This window comes from Pseudarthrobacter sp. NPDC092439 (genome assembly GCF_044754945.1).
Classification (GTDB): Bacteria; Actinomycetota; Actinomycetes; order Actinomycetales; family Micrococcaceae; genus Arthrobacter.
In genome coordinates this window covers 40,254-63,039 of sequence record NZ_JBIVQB010000003.1, presented here as the reverse complement: position 1 = coordinate 63,039, position 22,786 = coordinate 40,254, and the positions used below count along the sequence as shown (strand labels likewise).

Annotated in this window: 22 protein-coding genes; 18 read left to right on the top strand and 4 right to left on the bottom strand. The window is 66.6% G+C overall.

Annotated elements, in window-relative coordinates:
* Positions 1–18 precede the first annotated feature (18 nt).
* Both dapB and ACIQCM_RS08360 read left to right on the top strand, forming a co-directional pair.
* Entirely contained in the window at positions 19–789 is a 771-nt protein-coding gene (dapB, locus tag ACIQCM_RS08365) for a 4-hydroxy-tetrahydrodipicolinate reductase (protein WP_400606277.1), read from the top strand.
* A 4-nt stretch (positions 790–793) separates the two neighbouring features.
* Positions 794–1,267 carry a hypothetical protein gene (locus ACIQCM_RS08360; protein ID WP_400606278.1) on the top strand — a complete coding sequence of 158 codons (474 nt, stop codon included), beginning with the start codon at positions 794–796 and terminating at the stop codon, positions 1,265–1,267.
* Here the strand turns inward: ACIQCM_RS08360 and ACIQCM_RS08355 are convergent.
* On the bottom strand, positions 1,251–2,483 hold the full coding sequence (locus ACIQCM_RS08355; protein WP_400606280.1) for a heparan-alpha-glucosaminide N-acetyltransferase domain-containing protein: 1,233 nt from the start codon (positions 2,481–2,483) through the stop codon (positions 1,251–1,253). The genes ACIQCM_RS08360 and ACIQCM_RS08355 overlap by 17 nt on opposite strands.
* A gap of 92 nt (positions 2,484–2,575) precedes the next feature.
* Here ACIQCM_RS08355 and ACIQCM_RS08350 point away from each other — a divergent pair, with 92 nt between their 5' ends.
* The 7 genes from ACIQCM_RS08350 to ACIQCM_RS08320 all read left to right on the top strand — a co-directional run bounded on the left by ACIQCM_RS08350 (position 2,576) and on the right by ACIQCM_RS08320 (position 10,400).
* Positions 2,576–2,917 carry a hypothetical protein gene (locus ACIQCM_RS08350; RefSeq protein WP_400606282.1) on the top strand — a complete coding sequence of 114 codons (342 nt, stop codon included), beginning with the start codon at positions 2,576–2,578 and terminating at the stop codon, positions 2,915–2,917.
* Positions 2,918–2,975: 58 nt separating this feature from the next.
* The gene (gene dapA / locus ACIQCM_RS08345) at positions 2,976–3,884 is read left to right on the top strand and encodes a 4-hydroxy-tetrahydrodipicolinate synthase (RefSeq protein WP_400606285.1); all 909 of its coding nucleotides are present in this window, start codon (positions 2,976–2,978) and stop codon (positions 3,882–3,884) included.
* Between the two features lie 41 nt (positions 3,885–3,925).
* On the top strand, positions 3,926–5,617 hold the full coding sequence (locus ACIQCM_RS08340) for a ribonuclease J (protein ID WP_400606287.1): 1,692 nt from the start codon (positions 3,926–3,928) through the stop codon (positions 5,615–5,617).
* A gap of 135 nt (positions 5,618–5,752) precedes the next feature.
* On the top strand, positions 5,753–8,629 hold the full coding sequence (locus ACIQCM_RS08335; RefSeq protein WP_400606289.1) for a DNA translocase FtsK: 2,877 nt from the start codon (positions 5,753–5,755) through the stop codon (positions 8,627–8,629).
* Between the two features lie 23 nt (positions 8,630–8,652).
* Positions 8,653–9,297 (top strand): CDP-diacylglycerol--glycerol-3-phosphate 3-phosphatidyltransferase, encoded by a 645-nt coding sequence (pgsA, locus tag ACIQCM_RS08330; protein ID WP_400606291.1) that lies wholly within the window; start codon positions 8,653–8,655, stop codon positions 9,295–9,297.
* A complete protein-coding gene (locus ACIQCM_RS08325; protein ID WP_400606293.1) occupies positions 9,294–9,773 on the top strand; it encodes a CinA family protein in 480 nt (159 codons plus the stop codon). Before pgsA ends, ACIQCM_RS08325 begins: the two co-directional genes overlap by 4 nt.
* Positions 9,774–9,959: 186 nt before the next feature.
* On the top strand, positions 9,960–10,400 hold the full coding sequence (locus ACIQCM_RS08320; RefSeq protein ID WP_400532148.1) for a helix-turn-helix domain-containing protein: 441 nt from the start codon (positions 9,960–9,962) through the stop codon (positions 10,398–10,400).
* Between the two features lie 77 nt (positions 10,401–10,477).
* Here the strand turns inward: ACIQCM_RS08320 and ACIQCM_RS08315 are convergent, their stop codons facing one another.
* Positions 10,478–11,029, bottom strand: coding sequence for a MarR family winged helix-turn-helix transcriptional regulator (locus ACIQCM_RS08315; protein ID WP_400606295.1), 552 nt, complete (start codon positions 11,027–11,029; stop codon positions 10,478–10,480).
* A 41-nt stretch (positions 11,030–11,070) separates the two neighbouring features.
* Between ACIQCM_RS08315 and ACIQCM_RS08310 the strand changes: the two genes are divergently transcribed.
* The 6 genes from ACIQCM_RS08310 to dapF all read left to right on the top strand — a co-directional run bounded on the left by ACIQCM_RS08310 (position 11,071) and on the right by dapF (position 16,588).
* Positions 11,071–11,295, top strand: coding sequence for a DUF3046 domain-containing protein (locus ACIQCM_RS08310; RefSeq protein ID WP_400606298.1), 225 nt, complete (start codon positions 11,071–11,073; stop codon positions 11,293–11,295).
* Between the two features lie 173 nt (positions 11,296–11,468).
* Positions 11,469–12,524: a recombinase RecA gene (gene recA, locus ACIQCM_RS08305; protein WP_400606300.1), complete on the top strand. Its 1,056-nt coding sequence runs from the start codon at positions 11,469–11,471 to the stop codon at positions 12,522–12,524.
* Positions 12,525–12,587: 63 nt separating this feature from the next.
* Positions 12,588–13,067: a regulatory protein RecX gene (locus tag ACIQCM_RS08300; RefSeq protein WP_400606303.1), complete on the top strand. Its 480-nt coding sequence runs from the start codon at positions 12,588–12,590 to the stop codon at positions 13,065–13,067.
* A 42-nt stretch (positions 13,068–13,109) separates the two neighbouring features.
* The gene (gene miaB / locus ACIQCM_RS08295; RefSeq protein ID WP_400606306.1) at positions 13,110–14,669 is read left to right on the top strand and encodes a tRNA (N6-isopentenyl adenosine(37)-C2)-methylthiotransferase MiaB; all 1,560 of its coding nucleotides are present in this window, start codon (positions 13,110–13,112) and stop codon (positions 14,667–14,669) included.
* A 3-nt stretch (positions 14,670–14,672) separates the two neighbouring features.
* Complete coding sequence (gene miaA, locus ACIQCM_RS08290; protein WP_400606308.1) at positions 14,673–15,569, top strand: tRNA (adenosine(37)-N6)-dimethylallyltransferase MiaA; 897 nt, start codon at positions 14,673–14,675, stop codon at positions 15,567–15,569.
* Positions 15,570–15,643: 74 nt separating this feature from the next.
* A complete protein-coding gene (gene dapF, locus ACIQCM_RS08285) occupies positions 15,644–16,588 on the top strand; it encodes a diaminopimelate epimerase (protein WP_400606309.1) in 945 nt (314 codons plus the stop codon).
* Here dapF and ACIQCM_RS08280 read toward each other — a convergent pair.
* On the bottom strand, positions 16,560–17,183 hold the full coding sequence (locus tag ACIQCM_RS08280; protein WP_400606311.1) for a class I SAM-dependent methyltransferase: 624 nt from the start codon (positions 17,181–17,183) through the stop codon (positions 16,560–16,562). The two genes, dapF and ACIQCM_RS08280, sit on opposite strands and share 29 nt — an antisense overlap.
* Before the next feature lie 429 nt (positions 17,184–17,612).
* On the opposite strand from ACIQCM_RS08280, the gene hflX reads away from it, so the two are divergent.
* Entirely contained in the window at positions 17,613–19,187 is a 1,575-nt protein-coding gene (gene hflX / locus ACIQCM_RS08275; protein WP_400606312.1) for a GTPase HflX, read from the top strand.
* On the top strand, positions 19,180–21,225 hold the full coding sequence (locus tag ACIQCM_RS08270; protein ID WP_400606315.1) for an ATP-dependent DNA helicase: 2,046 nt from the start codon (positions 19,180–19,182) through the stop codon (positions 21,223–21,225). The genes hflX and ACIQCM_RS08270 overlap by 8 nt, the downstream gene beginning before the upstream one ends.
* A gap of 37 nt (positions 21,226–21,262) precedes the next feature.
* On the opposite strand, the gene lexA is transcribed toward ACIQCM_RS08270, so the two are convergent.
* On the bottom strand, positions 21,263–22,000 hold the full coding sequence (gene lexA, locus ACIQCM_RS08265) for a transcriptional repressor LexA (protein WP_400606318.1): 738 nt from the start codon (positions 21,998–22,000) through the stop codon (positions 21,263–21,265).
* Positions 22,001–22,350: 350 nt separating this feature from the next.
* Here lexA and ACIQCM_RS08260 point away from each other — a divergent pair, with 350 nt between their 5' ends.
* Positions 22,351–22,719 carry a LysM peptidoglycan-binding domain-containing protein gene (locus ACIQCM_RS08260; RefSeq protein WP_400606320.1) on the top strand — a complete coding sequence of 123 codons (369 nt, stop codon included), beginning with the start codon at positions 22,351–22,353 and terminating at the stop codon, positions 22,717–22,719.
* The last annotated feature ends 67 nt before the right edge of the window (positions 22,720–22,786 follow it).

Here is a 22,786-nt window from a genome sequence, read left to right as displayed (position 1 = left end):
GCCGGTAGGGTTAACGGCATGACCGAAGAACACCCTGCCCTCCTCCGGGTCTCCGTGCTGGGCGCCAACGGCCGCATGGGCGCCGAAGCCGTCAAAGCCGTCCAGGCCGCACCGGACATGGAACTTGTCGCAGCCTTGGGCCGCGGCGACTCGCTGGAGCGCGTCACGGAAGCCGGCGCACAGTACGTGGTTGACCTCACCGTGCCGGAAAGCACCGAAGCAAACGTCCGCTTCGCCGTCGAACACGGCATCCATGCCGTCGTCGGCACCACGGGCTGGAACCCCGCGCGCCTCTCCTCCCTCGGGGACCTGCTGGCAGGACACCCTGGGACCGGCGTGCTGATCGCCCCCAACTTCGCGCTTGGCTCGGTGCTGGCCTCCGCATTCGCGGCCAAGGCCTCGAAGTACTTCGAATCGGTCGAGATCATCGAACTGCACCACCCGGACAAGGTGGACGCCCCGTCCGGCACCGCCGTCCGCACGGCCCAGCTCATTGCCGCCGAGCGCGCCGCAGCGCAGGTTCCGCCCAGCCCCGACGCCACGGCCACGGAGCTGGCCGGAGCCCGCGGCTGCGAGGTGGATGGTGTCCGCGTCCACAGCGTGCGGCTACGCGGCCTGGTCGCGCACCAGGAAGTGCTGCTGGGCGGTCCCGGCGAGCAGCTGACCTTCCGCCACGATTCCTACGACCGTGCATCGTTCATGCCCGGCGTCCTGCTCGGGGTTCGCCAGGTGGCTGCGCACCCCGGCCTCACCGTGGGCCTGGACGGCTACCTGGACCTGGGAATCTAGCGGCATGCCGGCCGTGATGGGTGCCTTCCGGAAGAACCGCACCAAGATCTGGGTGGGAGCGGTGACGCTCTTGCTCGTCTTCTACCTGGTGGTGTCCCTGCAGCGCTCGGTGCTGCTCCTGACCGATTCCAACCTCGCCGCGCAGGCCATCGGTGCCGCCTACCTGGTGTTGCCGGTCATCGGCGCCTGGGCCTTGATCCGCGAGCTGATGTTCGGGGCGCGCACCGAACAGATGGCCAAGGCCCTGGAGGCCGAAGGCGGACTGCCCGTCGACGAGCTTCCCCGTACTCCTGCCGGCAGGATTGTCCGGTCCGCGGCGGATGCGGAGTTCGAGAAGTACCGGGCCGAGGCCGAGGCCGCGCCGGACGACTGGCGTTCGTGGTTCCGCCTCAGTTGCGCTTATGACGCTTCGGGGGACCGGAAGCGGGCGCGGGCGGCAATGCGCGACGCCGGACGCCTCTTCAGCGCCGCGCGCTGACCTTTCCACGCCCAAGCCGGGCGGCCGAGTGCGCCACCCACTCCAGCGGGCCCCTGCGCTGCAGCAGCGCGAACACCACGCCCACCGCCACGGCGATGGCAGCCTGGACGAAGTACAGGCCGTTCTCGGTCCAGCCCCGAGGTACCGGTTCCCCGTAGAGCCCCGACATCGCCCAGACATGGGCGGAATACAGGGTCAGGGTCATCGCGCCGGCGCCGCGCAGCGGGAGCAGCAGGTCCAGGTCCACCCATTCGGCCAGCCGTCCGAGCAGGAGGAAGGCACCGATAACGGCCACCGCAGTCCCGGAGGTGTGCAGCAGGTCCAGGGTGGTGCCCGAGTGCGGCGCTGCAGAGGCCAGCCACCACCAGGAATCCTTCTGCGGGATGCCGGTCAGGTTCACCTGCAGGATGTTTTCCAGTGGATAGCCGGGGGAGTTGATCACCTTTTCCAGCGCCTCCAGGCCGCCCCAGTCCTGCATCGCCGCGGTCCCCAGCCATTTGGCAGGCAGGGCAATGATCAGCCCGCCCGCCAGCAGCACCACGGGTACCATGGCGCGGTCCAGGACAAGGCGGCCGACGACGAGTCCCACCAGGAAGTAGGACAGCCACTGGAAAACGGGATAGTAGCCGGTGAAGAAGATATCGCCCAGGAGCCGGGCCGGGGCGGAAACGTCCTCCCAGGACGGGTTGTGCCCCAGCGTTAGTGGGGGCGCGGGGGCGAGGAACCAGGGCCGGAGCAGGTAGGCGAGCACCGGGGATCCGACGATCCAGCCGCCGGCCCACGCGCACAGGCGCTTGAGCTCCATGCCCAGGAACGGCAGGATGCACAGGAACAGCACGGCGTAGTGCACCAGGATGATGGCCACGTTGACGTCCAGCCCGCCCAGGGAAAGTCCGACGGCGGCAATCACCAGCGCGCGGAGCGCTATCCCGCGCCGCGCACCCCAAAGTTCGGGGCCGGCGGGCGGCCTGTGCTTCCCTGTCGACAGGGCCAGTCCCACGCCGGCAAGCACCGCGAACAGGGCCGAAGCCCGGCCGGAGAACACCAGCCCGACCCAGGTGGGCGTCAGTTCCGGAGTGGACTCGAAGGTGGGCAGCAGGTGGGTTGCCATCATGCCCAGCAGGGCCAGCCCGCGTGCGGCATCGACCCCGTACAGGCGTCCGGACCCTGGCCGGATGCTGGCGGCAGAACTCCGTGCCTGGGTGCGGGGGGTCATGAGCCGATGCTCTCACACCGGACCGGGACGCTGCCTGTCACGGCCGCCAAAGCAGTCTTGTATTCGAAGATATGTTCGAATAAAGTGATTCCATGCAAACGCCACCGGATACCCCTGCCTCCCCGGGCTCCCGCGCCGGGGTGATGAAAGCCATGAGCCCCGGAGTGGTCGACTACCTTTTCCGCCAGCTCGTTAACGGCCGGCCGCCCGAGGACGAGCAATGGGAACGCGAAGGGGTCGCCCTCTCCGACCAGCCCGGCGGGGCCGAACTGGCCCGCCGTCTCGCCGAAACCGACCTTGACGCCCTGACGCCGGTCGAGCTGTTCCACTACGTGCGGGCAGCCCAGCGGCTCGAAGCCTGGGCAGGGGAGCTGCGGAAGGCCGCCGTCGGGCGCTATTGCGGCGGGCGCCCCGCTTCGGATGCCGCGATTTGATCTTCCTCACTGTCCCGGCATTGTCCTAACCAGCGGCGGACAGGGTAACGTTTTTCCCATGGCTGACACTTCCGCGCACATCCCTGCCCTTGGCACGCTCCTGACCGCCATGGTTACCCCGTTCACCAAGGACGGAGCCGTGGATTACGACCAGGCGGCAGCGCTTGCCGCGAAGCTCGTGGATGACGGCTGCGACGGACTGGTGGTCACCGGCACCACCGGCGAGACCTCCACCCTGACTGACGAGGAAAACCTCGGCATGTTCCGGGCGGTCAAGGAAGCAGTCGGTGGACGCGCGGCCATTATTGCCGGCACCGGCACCAATGACACCGCCCACTCCGTGCACCTGTCGCAGGAGGCCGCGAAGCTCGGCGTGGACGGACTTCTCCTGGTCACGCCCTACTACAACAAGCCCAGCCAGGCCGGCCTGCGGGCGCACTTCGAGACCATTTCCTCGGCCGTGGACGTGCCCGTCATGCTCTATGACATCCCCGGCCGTTCCTCCATTCCCATCGAGCCGGACACCATGATCCGCCTGGCCCAGCACCCGAACATCGTGGCCGTCAAGGACGCCAAGGCTGACCTGGTTTCGGCCACCCGCGTCATGGCCGAAACCGACCTCCTGTTCTACTCGGGAGACGACGGGCTGACCCTCCCGTGGATGGCCCTGGGCGCTGTTGGCCTGGTCGGCGTGACGACCCACGTGGCAACCCGCCGTTTCCGCGAGCTTATCGATGCCGTCAACGCCAACGACCTCTCCACGGCGCGGAAGATCAACTTTGAACTCCAGCCGGTGGTGCGCGCCACGATGAGCCGGGTCCAGGGCGCCGTAGCCGCCAAACAGATTCTTAAATGGCAGGGAGTCCTGCCCAACTCGATTGTCCGTTTGCCCCTCGTGGAGCCGGACGAAGCCGAGATCGAAACCATCCGCGGGGATTTGGCGGAAGCGGGGCTGGTCTTCTCCTGACGGCGAAGCCCGGCACCCTTCCGCCTGGAAAGTAGTGCAATATGACCCAAACCGCCCTTACCGGCCTTGTTACCCCGCCCCGCCTCCCGCAGGGCACGCTCCGGATTGTCCCGCTGGGCGGGCTGGGGGAGATCGGCCGGAACATGGCCGTATTCGAAATCGACGGCAAGCTGCTGATCGTTGACTGCGGTGTTCTGTTCCCGGAAGAGACCCAGCCGGGCGTAGACCTGATCCTGCCGGACTTCTCCTACATCGAGGACCGCCTGGATGACGTGGTGGCCGTCGTGCTGACGCACGGCCACGAGGACCACATCGGTGCCGTGCCGTACCTGCTGCGCCTGCGCAACGACATTCCCCTGGTGGGATCCCAGCTGACGCTTGCCCTGATCGAGGCCAAGCTGCAGGAACACCGCATCCGTCCTTACACGCTTACCGTGGAAGAGGGGCAGGTGGAGAAGTTCGGTCCGTTCGAATGCGAGTTCGTCGCCGTCAACCACTCCATCCCGGACGCCCTGGCCGTGTTCATCCGCACCGCCGGCGGTACCGTGCTGCACACCGGCGACTTCAAGATGGACCAGCTGCCGCTGGACGGACGCATTACCGACCTCCGCCACTTCGCCAAGCTCGGCGAGGAAGGCGTGGATCTTTTCATGTCCGACTCCACCAACGCCGACGTCCCGGGCTTTACCACCGCCGAGAAGGAAATCGGCCCCACCCTGGAGCGGATGTTCGGCCAGGCCAGCAAGCGCATCATCGTTGCGTCATTCTCCTCACATGTGCACCGCGTCCAGCAGGTCCTGGATGCAGCCGCCAAGCACAACCGCAAGGTGGCTTTCGTGGGCCGCTCCATGGTGCGGAACATGGCCATCGCCGAGAAACTCGGCTACCTGGACGTTCCGGCCGGGCTGATCGTGGACATCAAGAACATCGACAACCTGCCGGACAACCGCGTGGTGCTCATGTCCACCGGCTCCCAGGGTGAGCCGATGGCCGCGCTGTCCCGCATGGCCAACGGCGACCACCGCGTGGTGGTGGGCCAAGGCGACACCGTCATCCTCGCCTCCAGCCTGATCCCGGGCAACGAAAACGCCGTATTCCGGATCATTAACGGCCTGCTGAAGCTGGGCGCGGACGTCATCCACAAGGGCAACGCCAAGGTGCACGTCTCCGGACACGCTGCCGCCGGCGAACTGCTGTACTGCTACAACATCCTCGAGCCGCTGAACGCGATGCCGGTGCACGGCGAAACCCGGCACCTCATCGCCAACGGCAAGATCGCCATCGAGTCCGGCGTGCCGGAAGCAAGCGTCATCCTCGCAGACAACGGCACAGTCATCGACCTCCGGGACCACCAGGCGGACATCGTGGGCCAGGTGGAGGTCGGGTTCGTCTACGTGGACGGTTCCAGCGTGGGCGAAATCACCGACGCCGACCTCAAGGACCGCCGCGTGCTCGGCGATGAGGGCTTCATCTCCATCATCACGGTCATCAACCGCGCCACCGGCAAGGTCGTTTCGGGTCCCGAAATCCACGCCCGCGGGGTGGCGGAGGACGACTCCGTGTTCGACGACATCATGCCCAAGATCAACGCTGCACTGGAAGAAGCCGTTCTCAACCACGCAGACCACACCACGCACCAGCTCCAGCAGGTGGTCCGCCGCGTCGTGGGCACGTGGGTCAACCGCAAGCTCCGCCGCAAGCCGATGATCATCCCTGTGGTGCTCGAGGCCTGATCCGCCAGCGCGTTGCTGCGCCCTGTGCCCCGGTTCTCCCGAACCGGGGCACAGTCGCTTAAACGTGCGCTGACGAACAGTCCAGGAAGCCCGTCAATCCGCGGAATGAGGCCCTGCTTCCGGTAGCGTGGCAGTATGGCCACACGTACTACTTCCGCGCCCAAGGGATCAGGCAGGGGCAGCTCCGCCACGAAATCCGGCGGCGCGGGAAGCCGCGGCACCGCCTCCAGGCCTGGCCGGTCGGGAACCCCGGCAGGCTCTTCGCGCACCCGCGCGCTTCCCGCCGTCGAACACCACCAGCCGTGGCTGCTGCGCGTGGTGGGCGGAGCGTGGCTGGGAATCGGCCACCTGGTGGGCGGGGGAGTCCGGCGCATCGGACATGACGTCAGCGATCTCCCCGCCGAGGAGCGCCGCGACGGGGCCGCGCTCTTCAATCTGGTGCTCGCGGTCTTCATCGCCACCTTCGCCTGGTGGGGGCTTACGGGCTGGTTCCCGGACGCCGTCCACGCCGTGGTCAACGGCACGTTCGGCTGGATGGCGCTCCTGCTTCCGTTGATCCTGTTCGTCTGCGCGTTCAGGCTGTTCCGGCAGCCCTCCGACGGGCGCGGCAACAACCGGGTAGGCATCGGTTTCCTCATCATGACCTTCGCCGGCTCCGGCCTGGCCCACGTCCTGGGCGGGCAGCCCACGGTGGCCCAGGGCTTCGACGGTCTCCGCGCAGCCGGCGGCATGCTCGGCTTCCTCGCCGCATCGCCGCTCGCTGCCATCCACCCCGCGGTGCCGCTGGTGGTTTATGGGATCCTCGCATTCATCTCCCTGCTCATCATCACGGCCACGCCGTTTACTGCGATTCCGCGGCGCCTGCGGGGCGCGTACGAGCACCTCATGGGCATCGACCTGATCGAGCAGGACCCCGAAGACGGCCACGACCGCAGCTACCTGGAACGCACCCCGCCCGCGGCGCCCAAGAAGAAGCGGCGCCGGATGTTCGGCAAGGATGAAGAGCCCGACGCCGGACTCGAGGGTTACGTTGGCGACGAGGCCTTTGAACACGCAGTCATTGACGACGACGAGCCACAACCGCCCAAGCCGGCTCCCGGCGTGCGGCGGCCCACCCAGGCGGAGATCGCCGTCGAAAAGATCAAGGCCGCGCAGGGCCTGGGCGCAGGGGCCCCGGCAGACGGGAACGCCACCGAAGCCATCCCCATGATCACCCCGGGGATGGCTGCGGCGGGGGCGGCCCCTGCCGCCCCGCGCGTGCCCGCGAACCCCGTCAGCCCCGCACCGCCGCCCACGCCCATCCCGCAGCGGACGGAGCAGCTCTCCCTGGCCGGCGACGTCACCTACACCCTGCCGGCCTCGGACTTCCTGACCCCGGGGTCCATTCCGAAGGAACGCACGGAAGCCAATGACGCCGTCGTCGCCGCGCTGACGGATACCCTCCAGCAGTTCAACGTGGACGCCACCGTCACGGGCTTCAGCCGCGGCCCCACCGTGACCCGCTACGAGATCGAGCTGGCGCCAGGCACCAAGGTGGAGCGGGTCACCGCCCTGTCCAAGAACATCTCCTACGCAGTCGCCTCCAGCGACGTGCGGATCCTGAGCCCCATTCCCGGCAAGTCCGCCATCGGCATCGAGATTCCCAACACGGACCGCGAAACCGTGTCCCTCGGCGACGTCCTACGTAGCCAGAACGCCCGGCGCACCGACCACCCCATGGTGATGGGCGTGGGCAAGGACGTGGAGGGCGGCTACGTGGTGGCCAACCTTGCGAAAATGCCCCACCTGCTGGTGGCAGGCGCCACCGGTGCCGGTAAGTCTTCCTTCGTGAACTCCATGATCACCTCGATCCTGATGCGGGCAACCCCGGACGAAGTGCGCATGGTCATGGTGGACCCCAAACGCGTGGAACTGACAGCCTACGAGGGCGTCCCGCATCTAATCACCCCGATCATCACCAACCCCAAGAAAGCCGCCGAAGCGCTGCAGTGGGTGGTCCGCGAAATGGACGCACGCTACGACGACCTGGCCAACTACGGCTTCAAGCACATCGACGACTTCAACAAGGCAGTCCGCGCCGGCAAGGTCCAGCCGCCGCCGGACTCCAAACGCGTCATCCGGCCCTACCCTTACCTGCTGGTGATCGTGGACGAACTCGCGGACCTGATGATGGTGGCGCCCCGCGACGTGGAAGACTCGATTGTCCGCATCACCCAGTTGGCGCGCGCCGCCGGCATCCACCTGGTCCTTGCCACCCAGCGGCCTTCCGTGGATGTCGTCACGGGCCTCATCAAGGCGAACGTGCCGTCCCGCATGGCCTTCGCCACGTCCTCGGTGACGGACTCCCGCGTGGTACTCGACCAGCCCGGCGCTGAAAAGCTGATCGGCCAGGGTGACGCGCTCTTCCTGCCGATGGGCGCCTCCAAGGCCATGCGTGTCCAGGGCGCGTGGGTAACCGAGTCAGAGATCCATAAGGTGGTGGAACACGTCAAGGGGCAGCTGCAGGCCAGCTACCGTGACGACGTCGCCGCGGAGGCCCCCAAGAAGCAGATCGACGATGACATCGGGGACGACCTCGAGGTGCTGCTCCAGGCAACTGAGCTCGTGGTCACCACGCAGTTCGGCTCCACTTCGATGCTCCAGCGCAAGCTGCGCGTAGGTTTCGCCAAGGCCGGCCGGCTCATGGACCTGCTGGAGTCCCGTGGGGTGGTTGGGCCGTCCGAAGGGTCCAAGGCCCGTGACGTCCTGGTCAAGCCGGACGACCTTGCCCCCGTCCTGGCCGCCATGAAGGGACAGGAAGCACCGGCAACGCCCGATTCCCAGACGGCGGCGCTCAGCGACAATGCCAACGCCAACATCCCCCAGGGAGGCTATGCCGAAGACCTGGTCGCGGCCGACCTGGACCAGCGGAAACAAAATGTCGAGTATTACGATGGCTCCGATTCGGCGCCGGGAGGCTACGGGGAGGACGACGACGGCTCCGAGGACGCCTGGTCCCTCACCGGGCGTTAGCCCAGGGACGGTAGCCTAGAAACGTGACTAGCACTGATGCAACCGCCGCCGGCCGTGGCCGTGCCGGGGTCTGGAACCTTCCCAACGTCCTGACCATGCTCCGCATCGCGCTGGTGCCCTTCTTCGTCTGGTTCCTCATCGCTGACGCTCCCGGGCCCGACAGCGAGGCGGGACCCTGGCGTTGGGCGGCGGTGGCCGCGTTCGCCGTCGCGATTTACACGGACAAGCTCGACGGCGACATTGCCAGGAGCCGCAACCTCGTCACCGACTTCGGCAAGATAGCCGACCCCATCGCCGACAAGCTGCTCATCGGATCGGCGCTGGTCATGCTGTCGGTGCTCGGCGAACTGCCGTGGTGGGCCACGCTGGTGATCCTGGTCCGGGAGTGGGGTATTACCGGGCTGCGGTTCTTCGTCATCCGGTATGGAGTCATCCCGGCATCGCGCGGCGGCAAGCTCAAGACCGTGGTCCAGACAGCCGCGATCTTCCTGTACCTGCTGCCGCTGGGCGTTATCGCGCCCTGGCTGGGATGGGTAGCCTTTGCCGTGATGATGGCGGCCGTTGCCATCACCGTGTGGACCGGCGTCGAATACGTTGTCCAGGCGCTTCGCCTGCGCGCCGAAGGCAGGCGGCACGCCCAGGCGGCCAAGGAACAGGAGCCCACTTGAGCAACCTCCATCACCTCGCGGCGCAGGCCGTGGAAAACGCGATTGCTGCCGGCCGGACCGTCGCCACCGCCGAATCGCTGACCGCTGGAATGCTTGCCGCGGTGCTGGCGGACACCCCGGGTGCTTCCGGGATGCTGCAGGGCGGCGTGGTGGCATACCAGAATGCCGTCAAGGAGACGCTCCTGGGCGTTTCCGGCGAGCTGCTGGCCGGTGCAGGGTCCGTGGATCCGGACGTTGCGGCCGCCATGGCGGCAGGCGTCCGGGAATCCCTCCGCGCGGACATCGGTATCTCCACCACGGGCGTGGCCGGGCCGGAGGAGCATGACGGCAAGCCGGTGGGCCGGGTGTATGTGGGAGTCGCCACCGCGTCAGGCAGTGTGGCGTTTGAATATTCGTTCACCGGCAGCCGCGCCGACATCCGGGGCCAGGCCTGCGCCGCCGCGCTGGAACGGCTGCTTGAGGCCCTGGCCGGCTGAGCCGCGGCATGTTGCGGCCGATGGCTGCGCGGCAGAAGTTACCGGGAGTCAAGTAGCCGGGAACAAAAGCCGGTACCGATTAGTTATTACATTGTGTCGCTTCCCGGGATGGGAGGCGCCTAGGATGAAATGACCACGACGGTTCGCTGCGGCGGACCCGACCAATGAGGGAGCAAGGCGATACAGATGGTAAAGCAGCCCGTATCCGTAAACGGCGTTGTCCGCTGGAAGGATGTGGGCCTCGCCGATCAGGGCAAGAGCGAACAGAAGGAGCGCAAGATGGTTGTACTTCGTCACGAAATCGGTGATGTCCTGCGCGATGTCCGCCAGCGTCAGGGGCGTACGCTCCGTGAAGTTTCGCACAGTGCCCGTGTCTCTCTGGGTTACCTCAGTGAAGTTGAACGCGGCCAGAAGGAAGCATCATCCGAGCTGCTGTCCTCAATCTGCACGGCCCTGGACGTTCCGTTGTCCAGCATGCTCCGGGAAGTCAGCGACCGCGTTGCAGTGGCCGAAGGCGTCACCGTGCCGGACACCGTCCCGCAGGAATTCTCCCAGCGGTACGGCCGCGACCTGAACGCGGAACTCACCGACGAACTCGCTACCGGTCTGCTGTCCGGCGCCCGCTAGGGCTGCCGGCAGGCAGGGACGGTACCAAAGCCCCCGGCGCTGCCGGGGGCTTTGGCGTGTCGAATTGCACGCATTTCCTACTGCGTGCCTGATCCGCCCGAATCCTGGGCTCCGGCGTCGCGGGGGAATCCGTCGCCTTCATAGGTGGAGTTCAGCCTGGCAATGTAGCGGGCCAGTTCCTGCAGGTCAGAGACCGGCCAGGAACCCAGACGCTCGCGGAACACCTGTTGCCGGGCGTCCTGGACCTGGCGCATCTTTTCTTCGCCTTTTGCGGTCAGCCGGATGGACTGGGCACGGCCGTCCTGGGGATCCGCTGCCTTGGATACGAGCCCGATGCTTTCGAGGAACGCGATCTGCCGGCTGACGGACGGTTTGCCCACGCCGATGTTCATGGCCAGGTCCGTGAGCCGGATCGGGCCCTCGCGGCGGATCACCGTCAACAGTCCGTAGGCCGCCGGTTCCATGTCCGGATGCACCTGGCGGGAGAGCTGGTTGGAGATGGCCCTGGCCCGCCGCCAGAAAAGGCTGAGCTGGTGTTCAACACTTTGGAGGACCTCGTCCACCGTCGCCTCGCCCGCGGCGGAATCCGGCGGGGAACCCGTTTGCGGGGCATCAGGGGAGTTGCTCATGGCAACAAGTCTAGGCTCCGGGAACATGAGAGGATTTACCGGTGCGAATCAGCGACTACTGGCGGCTAATGGATGACGAGTTCGGTGCGGGCTACTCCAGGGTGCTGAGCAGCACCCTGGTCCTCGCCGGAGTGGGCGGGCGCACCGCGGACCAGGCGCTGGCGGCCGGAGTGGAACCGCGCAGGGTGTGGCTCGCCGTGTGCGACGTCCAGGACGTCCCCGAAGAGCGCCGCCTGGGGCGGGACATCACACCGCGCCGCGACTGACACGCCCGCCCGGTTCTTCGAATACCTGTTCGGATAAAGCTATGCTGGGAACAGCGGGTTATCCACATAGCCGATCCCATCCGGGCTGAATGTCAGTGGTTCCCCTTAGCGTCAGAGATGACCAACAAACGGCCGCTGAGGCCACCATCGAGAAAGCATTAGAGGTGTCAACCATGGCCGCAGCCCCGGATCGCGAAAAAGCGCTGGAAGCAGCTCTCGCCCAGATTGATAAGCAGTTCGGCAAAGGTTCGGTCATGCGGCTGGGCGATGAGGTGCGCGCACCCATCGAAGTCATCCCCACAGGCTCCATCGCACTGGATGTTGCGCTGGGAATTGGCGGCCTGCCCCGCGGACGCGTCATCGAGATCTACGGACCGGAATCGTCCGGTAAGACCACCGTGGCGCTGCACGCCGTGGCCAACGCCCAGCGCCAGGGCGGCATCGCAGCGTTCATCGATGCCGAACACGCACTGGACCCCGAATACGCCGCCAAGCTGGGCGTGGACACGGATGCGCTCCTGGTCTCCCAGCCGGACACCGGTGAGCAGGCCCTGGAAATCATGGACATGCTGGTGGGCTCCGGCTCCCTGGACGTTATCGTGATCGACTCCGTGGCCGCCCTGGTGCCCCGGGCCGAAATCGAGGGCGACATGGGCGACAGCCACGTCGGCCTCCAGGCCCGCCTCATGAGCCAGGCGCTGCGTAAGATCACCGGCCGCCTAAGCCAGACCAAGACCACCGCCATCTTCATCAACCAGCTGCGCGAAAAGATTGGCGTGTTCTTCGGGTCCCCCGAGACCACCACCGGTGGTAAGGCCCTGAAGTTCTACGCTTCCATTCGTATCGACGTCCGCCGTATCCAGACGCTCAAGGAGGGCGCTGACTCCGTCGGTAACCGCACCAAGGCCAAGATCGTCAAGAACAAGATGGCCCCGCCCTTCAAGATCGCCGAGTTCGACATCATCTACGGTCAGGGCATTTCCCGCGAGGGCGGCATCATCGACATGGGCGTGGAACACGGCATTATCAAGAAGTCCGGTTCCTGGTTCACGTACGACGGCGACCAGCTGGGCCAGGGCATGGAGAATTCCCGCCGGTTCCTGCGGGACAACCCGGAACTGGCCGCGGAGCTCGAACGGCTCATCAAGGAAAAGCTTGGGGTCGGCGTCAAGCCAGCCGAGGCGGACGCCAAGGACTCGCCCAAGCTGAAGGCCGTTGACGGGTTCTAGTCCTTGAATGGGAACGGTGACCCCGCGCCGGGATCCAGCAACGCCGAGCCGGACCCCGTTTCAGTGGCCCAAACCATCGTCTATCGGCAACTGACAGCGTCGGCCAAGAGCAGGCTGCAGTTGGCGCGGAAGCTGGCGGAGCGCAACATTCCGGAACACGTGGCGGAGGCGGTCCTGGACAGGTTCCAGGCCGCCGGACTGATCGACGACGCCGAGTTCGCCGCCATGTGGGTTCGGAGCAGGGCGCAGTCACGCAAGCTCGCCCGGGGTGCGCTGCGGCGTGAGCTGGCGGACAAGGGCATCGACCAGGAAGCTGCCGATGCCGCGCTGGCCCAGGTTTCCGACTCCGATGAGGAGGATGCCGCCCGGGCCCTGGTGGAGCGAAAGCTCCGACCCGGCGTGGACCTGCACGACAGAACCGTGCGGGACAAGACCACCCGGCGCCTCGCCTCCATGCTTGCCCGGAAGGGCTACCAGCCCTCCCAGGCATTCAGGATTGTCAACGAGGTCCTCGAAGCCGCAGGAGCCCCGGACCCCGATTAAGGACCACAAACCCGTACTTGTAACAGCCGGTACCCTTAACAGGTGAGTTTGACCATTCCTTCCTCCTTTTCCGGTGCCCAGCCCTCCGAAGAGGCCGTGGCCCTGCCGCACGATGCCGCGCCCAGGCCACGCACCTACCAGGTGCGCACGTTCGGCTGCCAGATGAACGTGCACGACTCCGAGCGCATGGCGGGCATGCTCGAGGATGCTGGCTACGTAGCTGCTGACGACGAGCAGGCGGACGTGGTGGTATTCAATACCTGCGCGGTCCGGGAAAACGCCGACAACAAGCTGTACGGCAACCTCGGGATCCTGGCGCCGATCAAGGCCGCCAATCCCGGCATGCAGATCGCGGTGGGGGGATGCCTGGCCCAGAAGGACCGCGAAACCATTCTCAAAAAGGCGCCCTGGGTGGACGCCGTCTTCGGCACCCACAACGTCGGCGCCCTGCCCGCGCTGCTGGACCGTGCCCGGCATAATAGCGAGGCGCAGCTGGAGATCCTGGAATCCCTGGACGTCTTCCCGTCCACGCTTCCCACCAAGCGCGACTCGGTCTACTCCGGCTGGGTCTCCATCTCCGTGGGCTGCAACAACACGTGCACTTTCTGCATCGTCCCGGCCCTTCGCGGCAAGGAAAAAGACCGCCGTCCCGGGGACATCCTCGCGGAGATCCAGGCACTTGTGGACGACGGCGCCATTGAAGTCACTCTGCTGGGCCAGAACGTGAACTCCTACGGCGTGGAATTCGGCGACCGGCTGGCATTCTCCAAGCTCCTGCGCGCCTGCGGGGAGATCGATGGCCTGGAACGCGTCCGCTTCACCAGCCCGCACCCCGCAGCTTTCACCGACGACGTGATCGATGCGATGGCGGAAACACCCAATGTCATGCCGCAGCTGCACATGCCGTTGCAGTCCGGCTCCGACAGCATCCTGCGGGCGATGAAACGGTCCTACCGGTCGGCCAAATTTCTGGGGATCCTGGACAAAGTCCGGGAAAGGATCCCGCACGCGGCCATCTCAACCGACATCATCGTCGGATTCCCCGGGGAGACCGAGGAGGACTTCCAGGCCACCCTGGACGTCGTGGAGCAGTCACGTTTCGCAACGGCCTTCACTTTCCAGTACTCCAAGCGCCCGGGCACTCCGGCAGCCGGCCTGCCCGACCAGCTGCCGAAGGCCGTTGTGCAGGAGCGGTTCGAACGGCTCACCGCCCTGCAGGACCGGATCGCCGCCGAGGAGAACCGGAAGCAGTTGGGCCGACGGGTGGAAGTCATGGTCACCGCCCAGTCCGGCCGTAAGGCGGAGGAAACCCACCGGCTGTCCGGCCGGTCCCAGGACCAGCGCCTGGTGCATTTCTCCGTTCCGGACGGTGCGCCCGCGCCACGCCCGGGAGATCTCGTCACGGTCACCATCACCGAGGCCGCCGCCTTCCACCTGGTGGCGGACCCCACGCCGGAGGATTACAGCCTCCGGCGCTCACGGGCCGGCGACGCCTGGGACAGGTCGCAGGCAGACTCCTGCGGCGTCCCTGCGCCGGGTGCAGGCGCCGGCCGTAAGGGCGTCTCCCTGGGAATGCCCTCACTGCCGCTGCGCACTCCCTGACAGGTGCGCACCCCGCCAGTCATCGCCGTCGTCGGTCCCACCGGCTCCGGAAAGTCCGATCTCGCTGTCAGCCTCGCCCTGCGCCTGGGCGGGGAAGTCATCAATGCGGACGCCATGCAGTTCTACCGCGGCATGGACATCGGCACGGCAAAAATCACGGCGGCGGAGCGGCGCGGAGTCCCGCACCACCTCCTGGACACCCTGGACATTACCCAGGAGGCCAGCGTCTCCGACTTCCAGGTGCAGGCCAGGGAACTGATCGCGGACATCCACGGCCGCGGCCGGCGCGCCATCCTCGCCGGCGGCTCCGGCCTGTATGTCCGCGCAGCCCTGGACGTTCTGGAATTCCCGGGGACGGACCCCGCGGTCCGGACCAGGCTCGAGGCCGAACTGGCTGCCCGCGGCAGCTCTGCCATGCTCGAAAAGCTGCGTGCTGTGGATCCTGTCTCCGCGGGCCGGCTTTCGGACGCCCGCCGCATTATCCGTGCCCTTGAGGTGCACGAGCTCACGGGCCGGCCGTTCAGCTCGTTCATGCCACGGCGGGAGTACTTCCAGCCCGCAGTTCAGGTGGGACTGGAGGTGGATCGCGTGCTGCTCAGGGAACGACTGGCAACCCGGGTACACGCCATGGTGGACCGGGGGCTGCTGGAGGAGGTCCGGCGGCTGGACGCCCTGGGGCTGCGCAACGGGAAGACCGCTTCCCGTGCCCTCGGGTACTCGCAGTTCCTGAAGGTGATTGACGGCGTGGCCACCGTGGAACACGCTGCCGAGGAAACGATCGTGGCCACCCGCCAGTTCGCCCGCCGACAGCTCACGTGGTTCCGCGCAGACCCGCGCATCCAGTGGATGGGGTGGCAGGACCCGGACCTGGTGGAGAAGGCGGCAGCGCGCTGCATCTAGCGGGGAAGCAGCCTCTCCTTGACCCGCACTGAGTGGTTTCAGCCGGGCAGCCCACGGCCGGTACGCTTGGAACCATGGAAAACACCCCCGCCCAGCCCATCGAAACCGTCCTCGGCACGCTGGGCGGACTGCGCTTTTCCAAGGGGCATGGGACCGGCAATGACTTCGTTTTGGTGGCCGATCCGGAAGGCCTCCAGGAACTTACCGCAGAGCAGGCAGCTGCGCTGTGCGACCGGCACCGCGGCGTTGGCGGCGACGGCCTGATCCGCGCCGTACCGTCGCGGTTCCTTCCGGAGGGCCGCGACCTGATGGCCACCACGCCGGAGGCCGAATGGTTCATGGACTACCGCAACGGTGACGGCTCGCTCTCGGAAATGTGCGGAAACGGGGTGCGCGTCTTCGTCCACTTCCTGCGGACGGAGGGCCTGATCGACCTGCCCGACGGCGGGTCGCTCACCATTGGCACCCGGGGAGGCGTGAAGACCGTGGTCCGGACCGGCGACGACTACGCCGTGGACATGGGCCCCTGGTCCTTCATCTTCCCGGGCGAAGCCAGCGCGCGGTCCATGGATTCCCTGGTCACGGCAGATGGGCTGGAGGTGCCCCGCCCTGCGCTGTCCGTCAGCATGGGCAACCCACACACCGTGGTGGCCCTCGCCGAACTCGACGAACTGGCCGGAACCAGGCTCTTCACCGCACCTTCAGTGGATCCCCTCCCGGCAAACGGCACCAACGTGGAATTCGTCGTTCCTGCCGAACCGCTGGTGCACGCCGGCGTCGGTTCGGTAACCATGCGCGTGCATGAACGCGGTGTGGGGGAGACACAGTCCTGCGGGACCGGCGCCTGCGCGGCTGCTGTTGCCATCCGGCACTGGGCCGGTGCCGAGGCGCCGGACGAGTGGCAGGTGCACGTGCCGGGAGGCACCGTGGGCGTTAAGTTCTTTCCGGGCGCCGGCGGCCACGAACACGTCGAGCTCAGCGGGCCGGCTGTCATTGTGGCAACAGGGACGCTTTCCTGACTTTCAGGATGCGGAACGACTTTGCGGTTGCTTCGCGGGTAACCGTGAACGAGTCATCCAGTTCCGCCGCCAGCCAGCGCTGCAGCGAATCTGATCCGAGGTTCTTCTGGACTACCAGCCAGGCGGTCCCGCCCGGGGCCAGGCGCGGCAGCCACAGCTTCAGCAGCGAATGCAGTTCGTCCTTGCCGATCCGGATGGGCGGGTTGGACCATATGGTGTCGAAGCGAAGTTCCGGGTCCACTTCCTCCGGGGTGGACGCAGTGACGTTGTCCAATCCCAAGGCTTCGGCATTTTCATTGGTCAGGATGATGCAGCGCTCATTGACGTCCACCGCGTACACCCGCGCGTGCGGTGCCCGCAGCGCCAGGGTCAGGGCAACCGGACCCCAGCCGCAGCCGATGTCCAATAAGTTTCCGGTGGGCGCCGGCGCAGGAACATTGGCCAGGAGGACGGCCGTTCCCTTGTCGATTCCGTCCGGGCTGAAGATGCCGCTTGAGGCGTGGAGCCTGCGCGTTTCCCCGGCGAGTTCCACCGTCAGCGGCTTCCTGGTGAACGGGCCGGCGGGTGACGCGCTGAAATAGTGTGCAGACTCCATAACTGGCCAGAGTAGTTCCCCTTGCAGCGTAAAGGGAAACCCGGCGAAAGCCCCTCTGCTACCCTTGAAGGCATGTTCCTGATCTTCGAGTAGCCGGCGCGGGCTCCGCCCTCCCCGGACCATGTCCCACCAGCGATGCAGGTGCCCCCACCTTCCGCTCGTGCACCGGACCGGCGTCCACCGTCCCGTCCGGCAGCCGGACAATACTCGAAAGACAGCTTCAGGCTGGTTTTTCCGCGCTGTTCCCGGCCCTTCAATCTCTGCTCAATCATGGCCGCCCCTCCGGCGGCTTTCCTGCCGTCTGCCCGATCGGGCGGCCGCAAAGACCAGGAGTACTGCATGTCCGCAGGCCGTCAGCCCAGCGCGAATACTTCACCACTTCAGACCAATCAGCATTATTCTGGAACTGCCGAATCTTCAAAGGAGACCATGACCAGCCAGCCCAACACCGGATCCGATCCCGCCGCCCAGGACATGAGTCCGCAGGAAATTCAGGCCGTGATCGACCGGATCCTTTCCAAGGACGTTCCTGCCGGGACCAGCATGCCGGACAACGGCCGCGGCGATGGCGGGGCCGTGCTTGGCAAGGCCCAGGCGATCTCCCGCCTGGACGAAGAGCACAGCGAGTACGACGGCGACCAGCAGGACCTCGAAGAACGGCGCGCACTGCGCCGCACTGCGGGCCTTTCCACCGAGCTCGAGGACGTCACCGAGGTCGAATACCGGCAGCTCCGCCTGGAGCGGGTGGTCCTGGCCGGCCTTTGGTCGGACGGCACCCTCGCGGACGCCGAGAATTCGCTGCGCGAACTGGCTGCCCTCGCCGAAACCGCCGGCTCCGAGGTCCTCGACGGCCTGGTCCAGCGGCGGGCCAAGCCTGATCCGGGCACGTTCCTGGGCTCCGGAAAGGCGCAGGAGCTCAAGGACATCGTGATGGCCACCGGCGCGGACACCGTGGTGGTGGACGCTGAGTTGGCCCCGTCCCAGCGACGTGGACTTGAGGACATCGTCAAGGTCAAGGTCATTGACCGTACGGCGCTGATCCTGGACATCTTCGCCCAGCACGCCAAGAGCCGCGAAGGCAAGGCCCAGGTGGAACTCGCCCAGCTCGAATACCTTCTGCCGCGCCTGCGCGGCTGGGGCGAGTCGATGTCCCGCCAGGCCGGTGGCCAGGTGGGCGGCGCTGCGGCCGGTATGGGTTCCCGCGGTCCCGGTGAGACGAAGATCGAACTGGACCGCCGGCGGATCCGCACCCGCATGGCCAAACTGCGGCGTGAAATCGCCGCGATGAAGCCTGCGCGCGAGACCAAGCGCGCCAACCGCCGTCGTAATGCCGTCCCGTCAGTGGCCATTGCCGGGTACACGAACGCCGGAAAGTCGTCGCTGCTGAACCGGTTGACGGACGCCGGCGTCCTGGTGGAGAACGCCCTGTTCGCCACATTGGATCCAACGGTGCGCAAGGCCGAAACAGCTGACGGGCTGGGCTATACGCTGGCGGACACGGTGGGCTTTGTCCGCTCGCTGCCCACCCAGCTGGTGGAAGCATTCCGCTCCACGCTGGAAGAGGTGGCGGACGCTGACCTGATCCTGCACGTGGTGGATGTTTCGCACCCCGACCCCGAGGGGCAGATCGCCGCCGTTCGCAAGGTCTTCAGCGAGGTTGACGCCCGCAAGGTGCCCGAAATCATTGTCCTGAACAAGGCGGACGCAGCAGACCCGTTCGTGGTGGAGCGGCTCAAGCAGCGCGAACCGCGGCATGTGGTGGTCTCGGCCCGCACCGGCGAAGGCATTGCTGAACTGCTCAAGGCCATCAGCGATTCGATTCCCCGGCCCAGCGTCAAGCTCGAGCTGCTCATTCCCTACAACCGGGGCGACCTGATCAGCAAGCTGCACGAATCCGATGCCGAAATCATCAGCGTGGACCACATGGAGTCGGGAACACGCGCCGTGGTGATGGTCCGCGAAGGCCTCGCGGCCGAGCTGGAACCGTTCGTCACAAATGACTGACGCCGCGCCCGGCGCCACGAAGACGGCGGGCGGACAGTTCGTGACCGAACTGCTGGACCGCGCCGTCGAGGCCATGGGGGGACAAAGCAGGCCTGGCCAGCACGAGATGGCCAGGCAGGTGGCCCAGGCCATCGAAACGGGGACGCACCTTCTTGTCCAGGCAGGAACGGGCACGGGCAAGTCCCTGGCTTACCTGATCCCGCTCATTGCGCACGCCCTGGAAAGCAACAAGCCCGCCCTCGTGTCCACCGCCACCCTGGCGCTGCAGACACAGATCGTGGGAAGGGACCTGCCGCGGCTGCTGAAGGCGATCACACCGGCGCTGGAGCGGCCCGTCAAGGTGTCGCTCGTCAAGGGACGGTCCAACTACGTCTGCCGGCATAAGCTTGAGGGCGGGTTCCCGTCCGAGGAGCCCACGGAAGGCCAGCTGTTCTCGCTGGGCGAGGACACCAGTGTGCCGCACTTCGCCGCGGCCGTGGGCGGACCGTCCTCGCAGTTGGGCAAGGAAGTGGTCCGGCTGCGCGAATGGGCGGCCAAAACCGCCACGGGGGACCGTGATGAACTGCTGCCCGGGGTCACGGACCGCGCCTGGCGCCAGGTGTCCGTCACGTCCATGGAATGCCTCGGCGCGCAGAAGTGTCCGCTGGCCGAGGAGTGCTTCAGCGAGCTTGCACGGCACGATGCGGCCTCCGCGGACATCGTGGTGACCAATCACGCCATGCTGGCCGTGAGCGCCTTCGAGGGCCTGGCAGTCCTTCCCGAGTACGACGTGGTGGTGGTGGACGAGGCCCACGAACTGCAGGACAGGGTGACCGGCGCCGTGTCCGGACAGCTGTCCGTGGCCATGGTCCATGCCGCTGCCTCCGGGGCGCGGAAGCACACCGCCATCACGGTGGACGCGCTGAACGCCGCTGCGGCCAACCTTGAGGCTGCCCTGGCCGGCGCGCCCGGAGGGCTGCTTCCCAACGGCCTCAATGACGAGCAGCTGGACTGCGTGGACCAGCTCCGTGAGGCCTGCCGCGCCGCGCTGTCCGACTCCAAGGGCGACGGCAGCCAGTCGGCCGACGGCGGGCGCCAGCTTGCGAGGTCCCGTCTGATGCTCATCCTGGAACTGTGCGAGCGGCTCCTGGCTGCACGCGAAAACCGGGAGGTGGTCTGGTTTTCCCGGGCAAGCACCTTTGACCCGGGACAGGGCTACTCCCAGCCGGACGATTCGGCGCCGGTACTGATCAACGTGGCGCCGCTTTCGGTGGCCGGCAAGCTACGCGAGGGCCTGTTTGCGGACCATACGGTGGTTCTCACCTCAGCCACACTTGCCATCGGTTCAGCGTTTGAGCCTGCCGCCGGAGGCCTGGGGCTGGTGGGCCAGGGAGCACCCAGCTGGACCGGCGTGGACGTGGGCTCACCCTTTGACTACCCCAGGCAAGGGATCCTTTACGTGGCGGGCCATCTGCCAAAGCCCGGGCGCGGTGTGTCCCCGGAGGCGCTGGACGAACTCGAGGCCCTGATCCGGGCCTCCGGCGGCGGCGCCCTGTGCCTTTTCTCCTCCCGGCGTGCGGCCGAGGAAGCAGCCGATGCCTTGAGGCCCAAGCTGGGAATGACCGTCCTCTGCCAAGGCGAATCCACGATGACGGCCCTGGTGAAGCAGTTCGCGGACGAACCCGATACCTGCCTGTTCGGCACCATGTCGCTGTGGCAGGGCGTAGACGTGCCAGGCGGTTCCTGCCGCCTGGTTGTCATCGACAGGATTCCTTTTCCACGGCCGGACGATCCGCTCATGACGGCACGGTCCCGGGCTGTGGCGCAGGCAGGCGGGAACGGGTTCATGGCGGTCTCGGCCACGCACGCGGCCATCCGCCTGGCACAGGGGGCCGGGCGACTGATCCGGTCTACGAACGACAAGGGCGTGGTGGCAGTCCTGGACTCCCGGCTGGCCACTGAACGCTATGCCGGTTTCCTGCGCGCAGCCCTGCCGCCGTTCTGGCCCACTACCGACCGCAAGACGGCGGTGGCAGCGCTCGAACGGCTGGCCCGGTAAGGCTGGCCGCGGAGCGCCCCTTTAGAGGGCACGCATCCTAGAGGGAACGCAGGACGGACACCACTTTGCCCATGATGGTGGCGTGGTCGCCAAGGATTGGCTCGTACTGGGTGTTCTGTGGCAGCAGCCAGGTGTGGCCGTCGCGCTGCCGGAAGGTCTTGACGGTGGCTTCATCGTCCAGGAGGGCCGCCACGATATCCCCGTTGGCCGCGTCTGCCTGGCGTCGAACCACTACCCAGTCGCCATCGCATATGGCCGCATCCACCATGGAGTCGCCGGCGACCTTCAGCATGAACAGCTCGCCCTGGCCCACCAGTTGGCGGGGGAGGGGCATGACGTCCTCCACCACCTGCTCCGCAAGGATGGGCCCGCCGGCGGCGATCCGGCCCACCAAAGGGACCATGGCCGTGTCCAGCGCGGTAGGCAGTTCGGTGACAGAAGCGGAAATGGAGGCCGGCGCCGGGCTTTCAGCGGACGGGGCTCCGCTGCCGGGCGCGCCGCCCAGCGTCAGCGGCATCAGCACTTCCATGGCGCGGGGCCGTTTGGGATCCCGGCGGAGGTAGCCCAGCTTTTCGAGCTGTGAGAGCTGGTGCGTCACGCTGGAGAGGCTGGCCAGCCCTACCGTGTCCCCGATCTCGCGCATTGAGGGCGGATAACCGTTGTCGTTGACGGAGCGCTGGATGGTTTCGAGGATCTTCTTCTGCCGGGCGGTCAGGCCCTTGGCGGCCTTCTTTGCCTGCGGGAGTGCCCTGCCTCCGGCCGCTGCTGCTGCCATGTTTGCCAATGCCCTTCGGTTGCCACCGGTCCGCTTGCTCTGGCTCCGGCCGTGATGGTCCCGCCCAAATTGTCAGACCCGGCTGATCAACTTTCCGCGTGGTTGTTCTTGTCTTCAAAGCTAGGCCAGCCACAGGGCTTTTTCAAACATTTGTTCTAGCGAGTCTCGACATTGTTCGTTGATAAGTGCTAAAACTGAATCAGTAAAGTTCGAATATGTGTTCTAGTCGCTGCAATCGCCGTTCGAAGATCATCTTCGAAGTTGGGAAGGATGCGGCGGCCGGGAACATTCCGGGCAGCACAGTACGGTCCAGGAGGGCTCAGTCCATGTCAGCTATTTCCGCTCATCACTTGTCAGTTTCCGCGCGGCACGCCTCTGCTTCAGCAGGCCGGGCGCAGGCGCCCCTGCCGCCGCTGAGGCTTACGCGCCGGGGCCGGGTAGTGCTGATCGGCATCCCGCTGATCCTGCTTGCTGCGCTGTTGCTGTCCATGGCCGGATTCTTCAATTCGCCCGCCAAGGCCTCAGACTCGGCAGCGGACCTCGTGGCCACGCCGACGGTCACCGTGACGGTCCAGCCGGGCCAGTCCCTGTGGAGCATCGCCGGCAGCCTGGCCCCGGACCGCGACGCCAGGGACGTGGTGGCGGACATCGTCCAGCTAAACAACCTTTCCGGCGGGCCTGTCATCCCGGGCCAGCAGCTGTTCGTTCCGGCAGGATGACGGGATCCCGGTGGAGGGCAGCAGGGCCGGCTTATTGTCACATTTTCCGGTCCCAGGCACGGGCACT

What these genes read in the sequence shown, in the direction of transcription:
- dapB (WP_400606277.1), top strand. Translation starts at nt 19, where the DNA reads ATGACCGAAGAACACCCTGCCCTCCTCCGGGTCTCCGTGCTGGGCGCC.
- ACIQCM_RS08360 (WP_400606278.1), top strand. Translation starts at nt 794, where the DNA reads ATGCCGGCCGTGATGGGTGCCTTCCGGAAGAACCGCACCAAGATCTGG.
- ACIQCM_RS08355 (WP_400606280.1), bottom strand. Translation starts at nt 2,483, where the DNA reads ATGACCCCCCGCACCCAGGCACGGAGTTCTGCCGCCAGCATCCGGCCA.
- ACIQCM_RS08350 (WP_400606282.1), top strand. Translation starts at nt 2,576, where the DNA reads ATGCAAACGCCACCGGATACCCCTGCCTCCCCGGGCTCCCGCGCCGGG.
- dapA (WP_400606285.1), top strand. Translation starts at nt 2,976, where the DNA reads ATGGCTGACACTTCCGCGCACATCCCTGCCCTTGGCACGCTCCTGACC.
- ACIQCM_RS08340 (WP_400606287.1), top strand. Translation starts at nt 3,926, where the DNA reads ATGACCCAAACCGCCCTTACCGGCCTTGTTACCCCGCCCCGCCTCCCG.
- ACIQCM_RS08335 (WP_400606289.1), top strand. Translation starts at nt 5,753, where the DNA reads ATGGCCACACGTACTACTTCCGCGCCCAAGGGATCAGGCAGGGGCAGC.
- ACIQCM_RS08320 (WP_400532148.1), top strand. Translation starts at nt 9,960, where the DNA reads ATGGTAAAGCAGCCCGTATCCGTAAACGGCGTTGTCCGCTGGAAGGAT.
- ACIQCM_RS08315 (WP_400606295.1), bottom strand. Translation starts at nt 11,029, where the DNA reads ATGAGCAACTCCCCTGATGCCCCGCAAACGGGTTCCCCGCCGGATTCC.
- recA (WP_400606300.1), top strand. Translation starts at nt 11,469, where the DNA reads ATGGCCGCAGCCCCGGATCGCGAAAAAGCGCTGGAAGCAGCTCTCGCC.
- dapF (WP_400606309.1), top strand. Translation starts at nt 15,644, where the DNA reads ATGGAAAACACCCCCGCCCAGCCCATCGAAACCGTCCTCGGCACGCTG.
- ACIQCM_RS08280 (WP_400606311.1), bottom strand. Translation starts at nt 17,183, where the DNA reads ATGGAGTCTGCACACTATTTCAGCGCGTCACCCGCCGGCCCGTTCACC.
- hflX (WP_400606312.1), top strand. Translation starts at nt 17,613, where the DNA reads ATGACCAGCCAGCCCAACACCGGATCCGATCCCGCCGCCCAGGACATG.
- ACIQCM_RS08270 (WP_400606315.1), top strand. Translation starts at nt 19,180, where the DNA reads ATGACTGACGCCGCGCCCGGCGCCACGAAGACGGCGGGCGGACAGTTC.
- lexA (WP_400606318.1), bottom strand. Translation starts at nt 22,000, where the DNA reads ATGGCAGCAGCAGCGGCCGGAGGCAGGGCACTCCCGCAGGCAAAGAAG.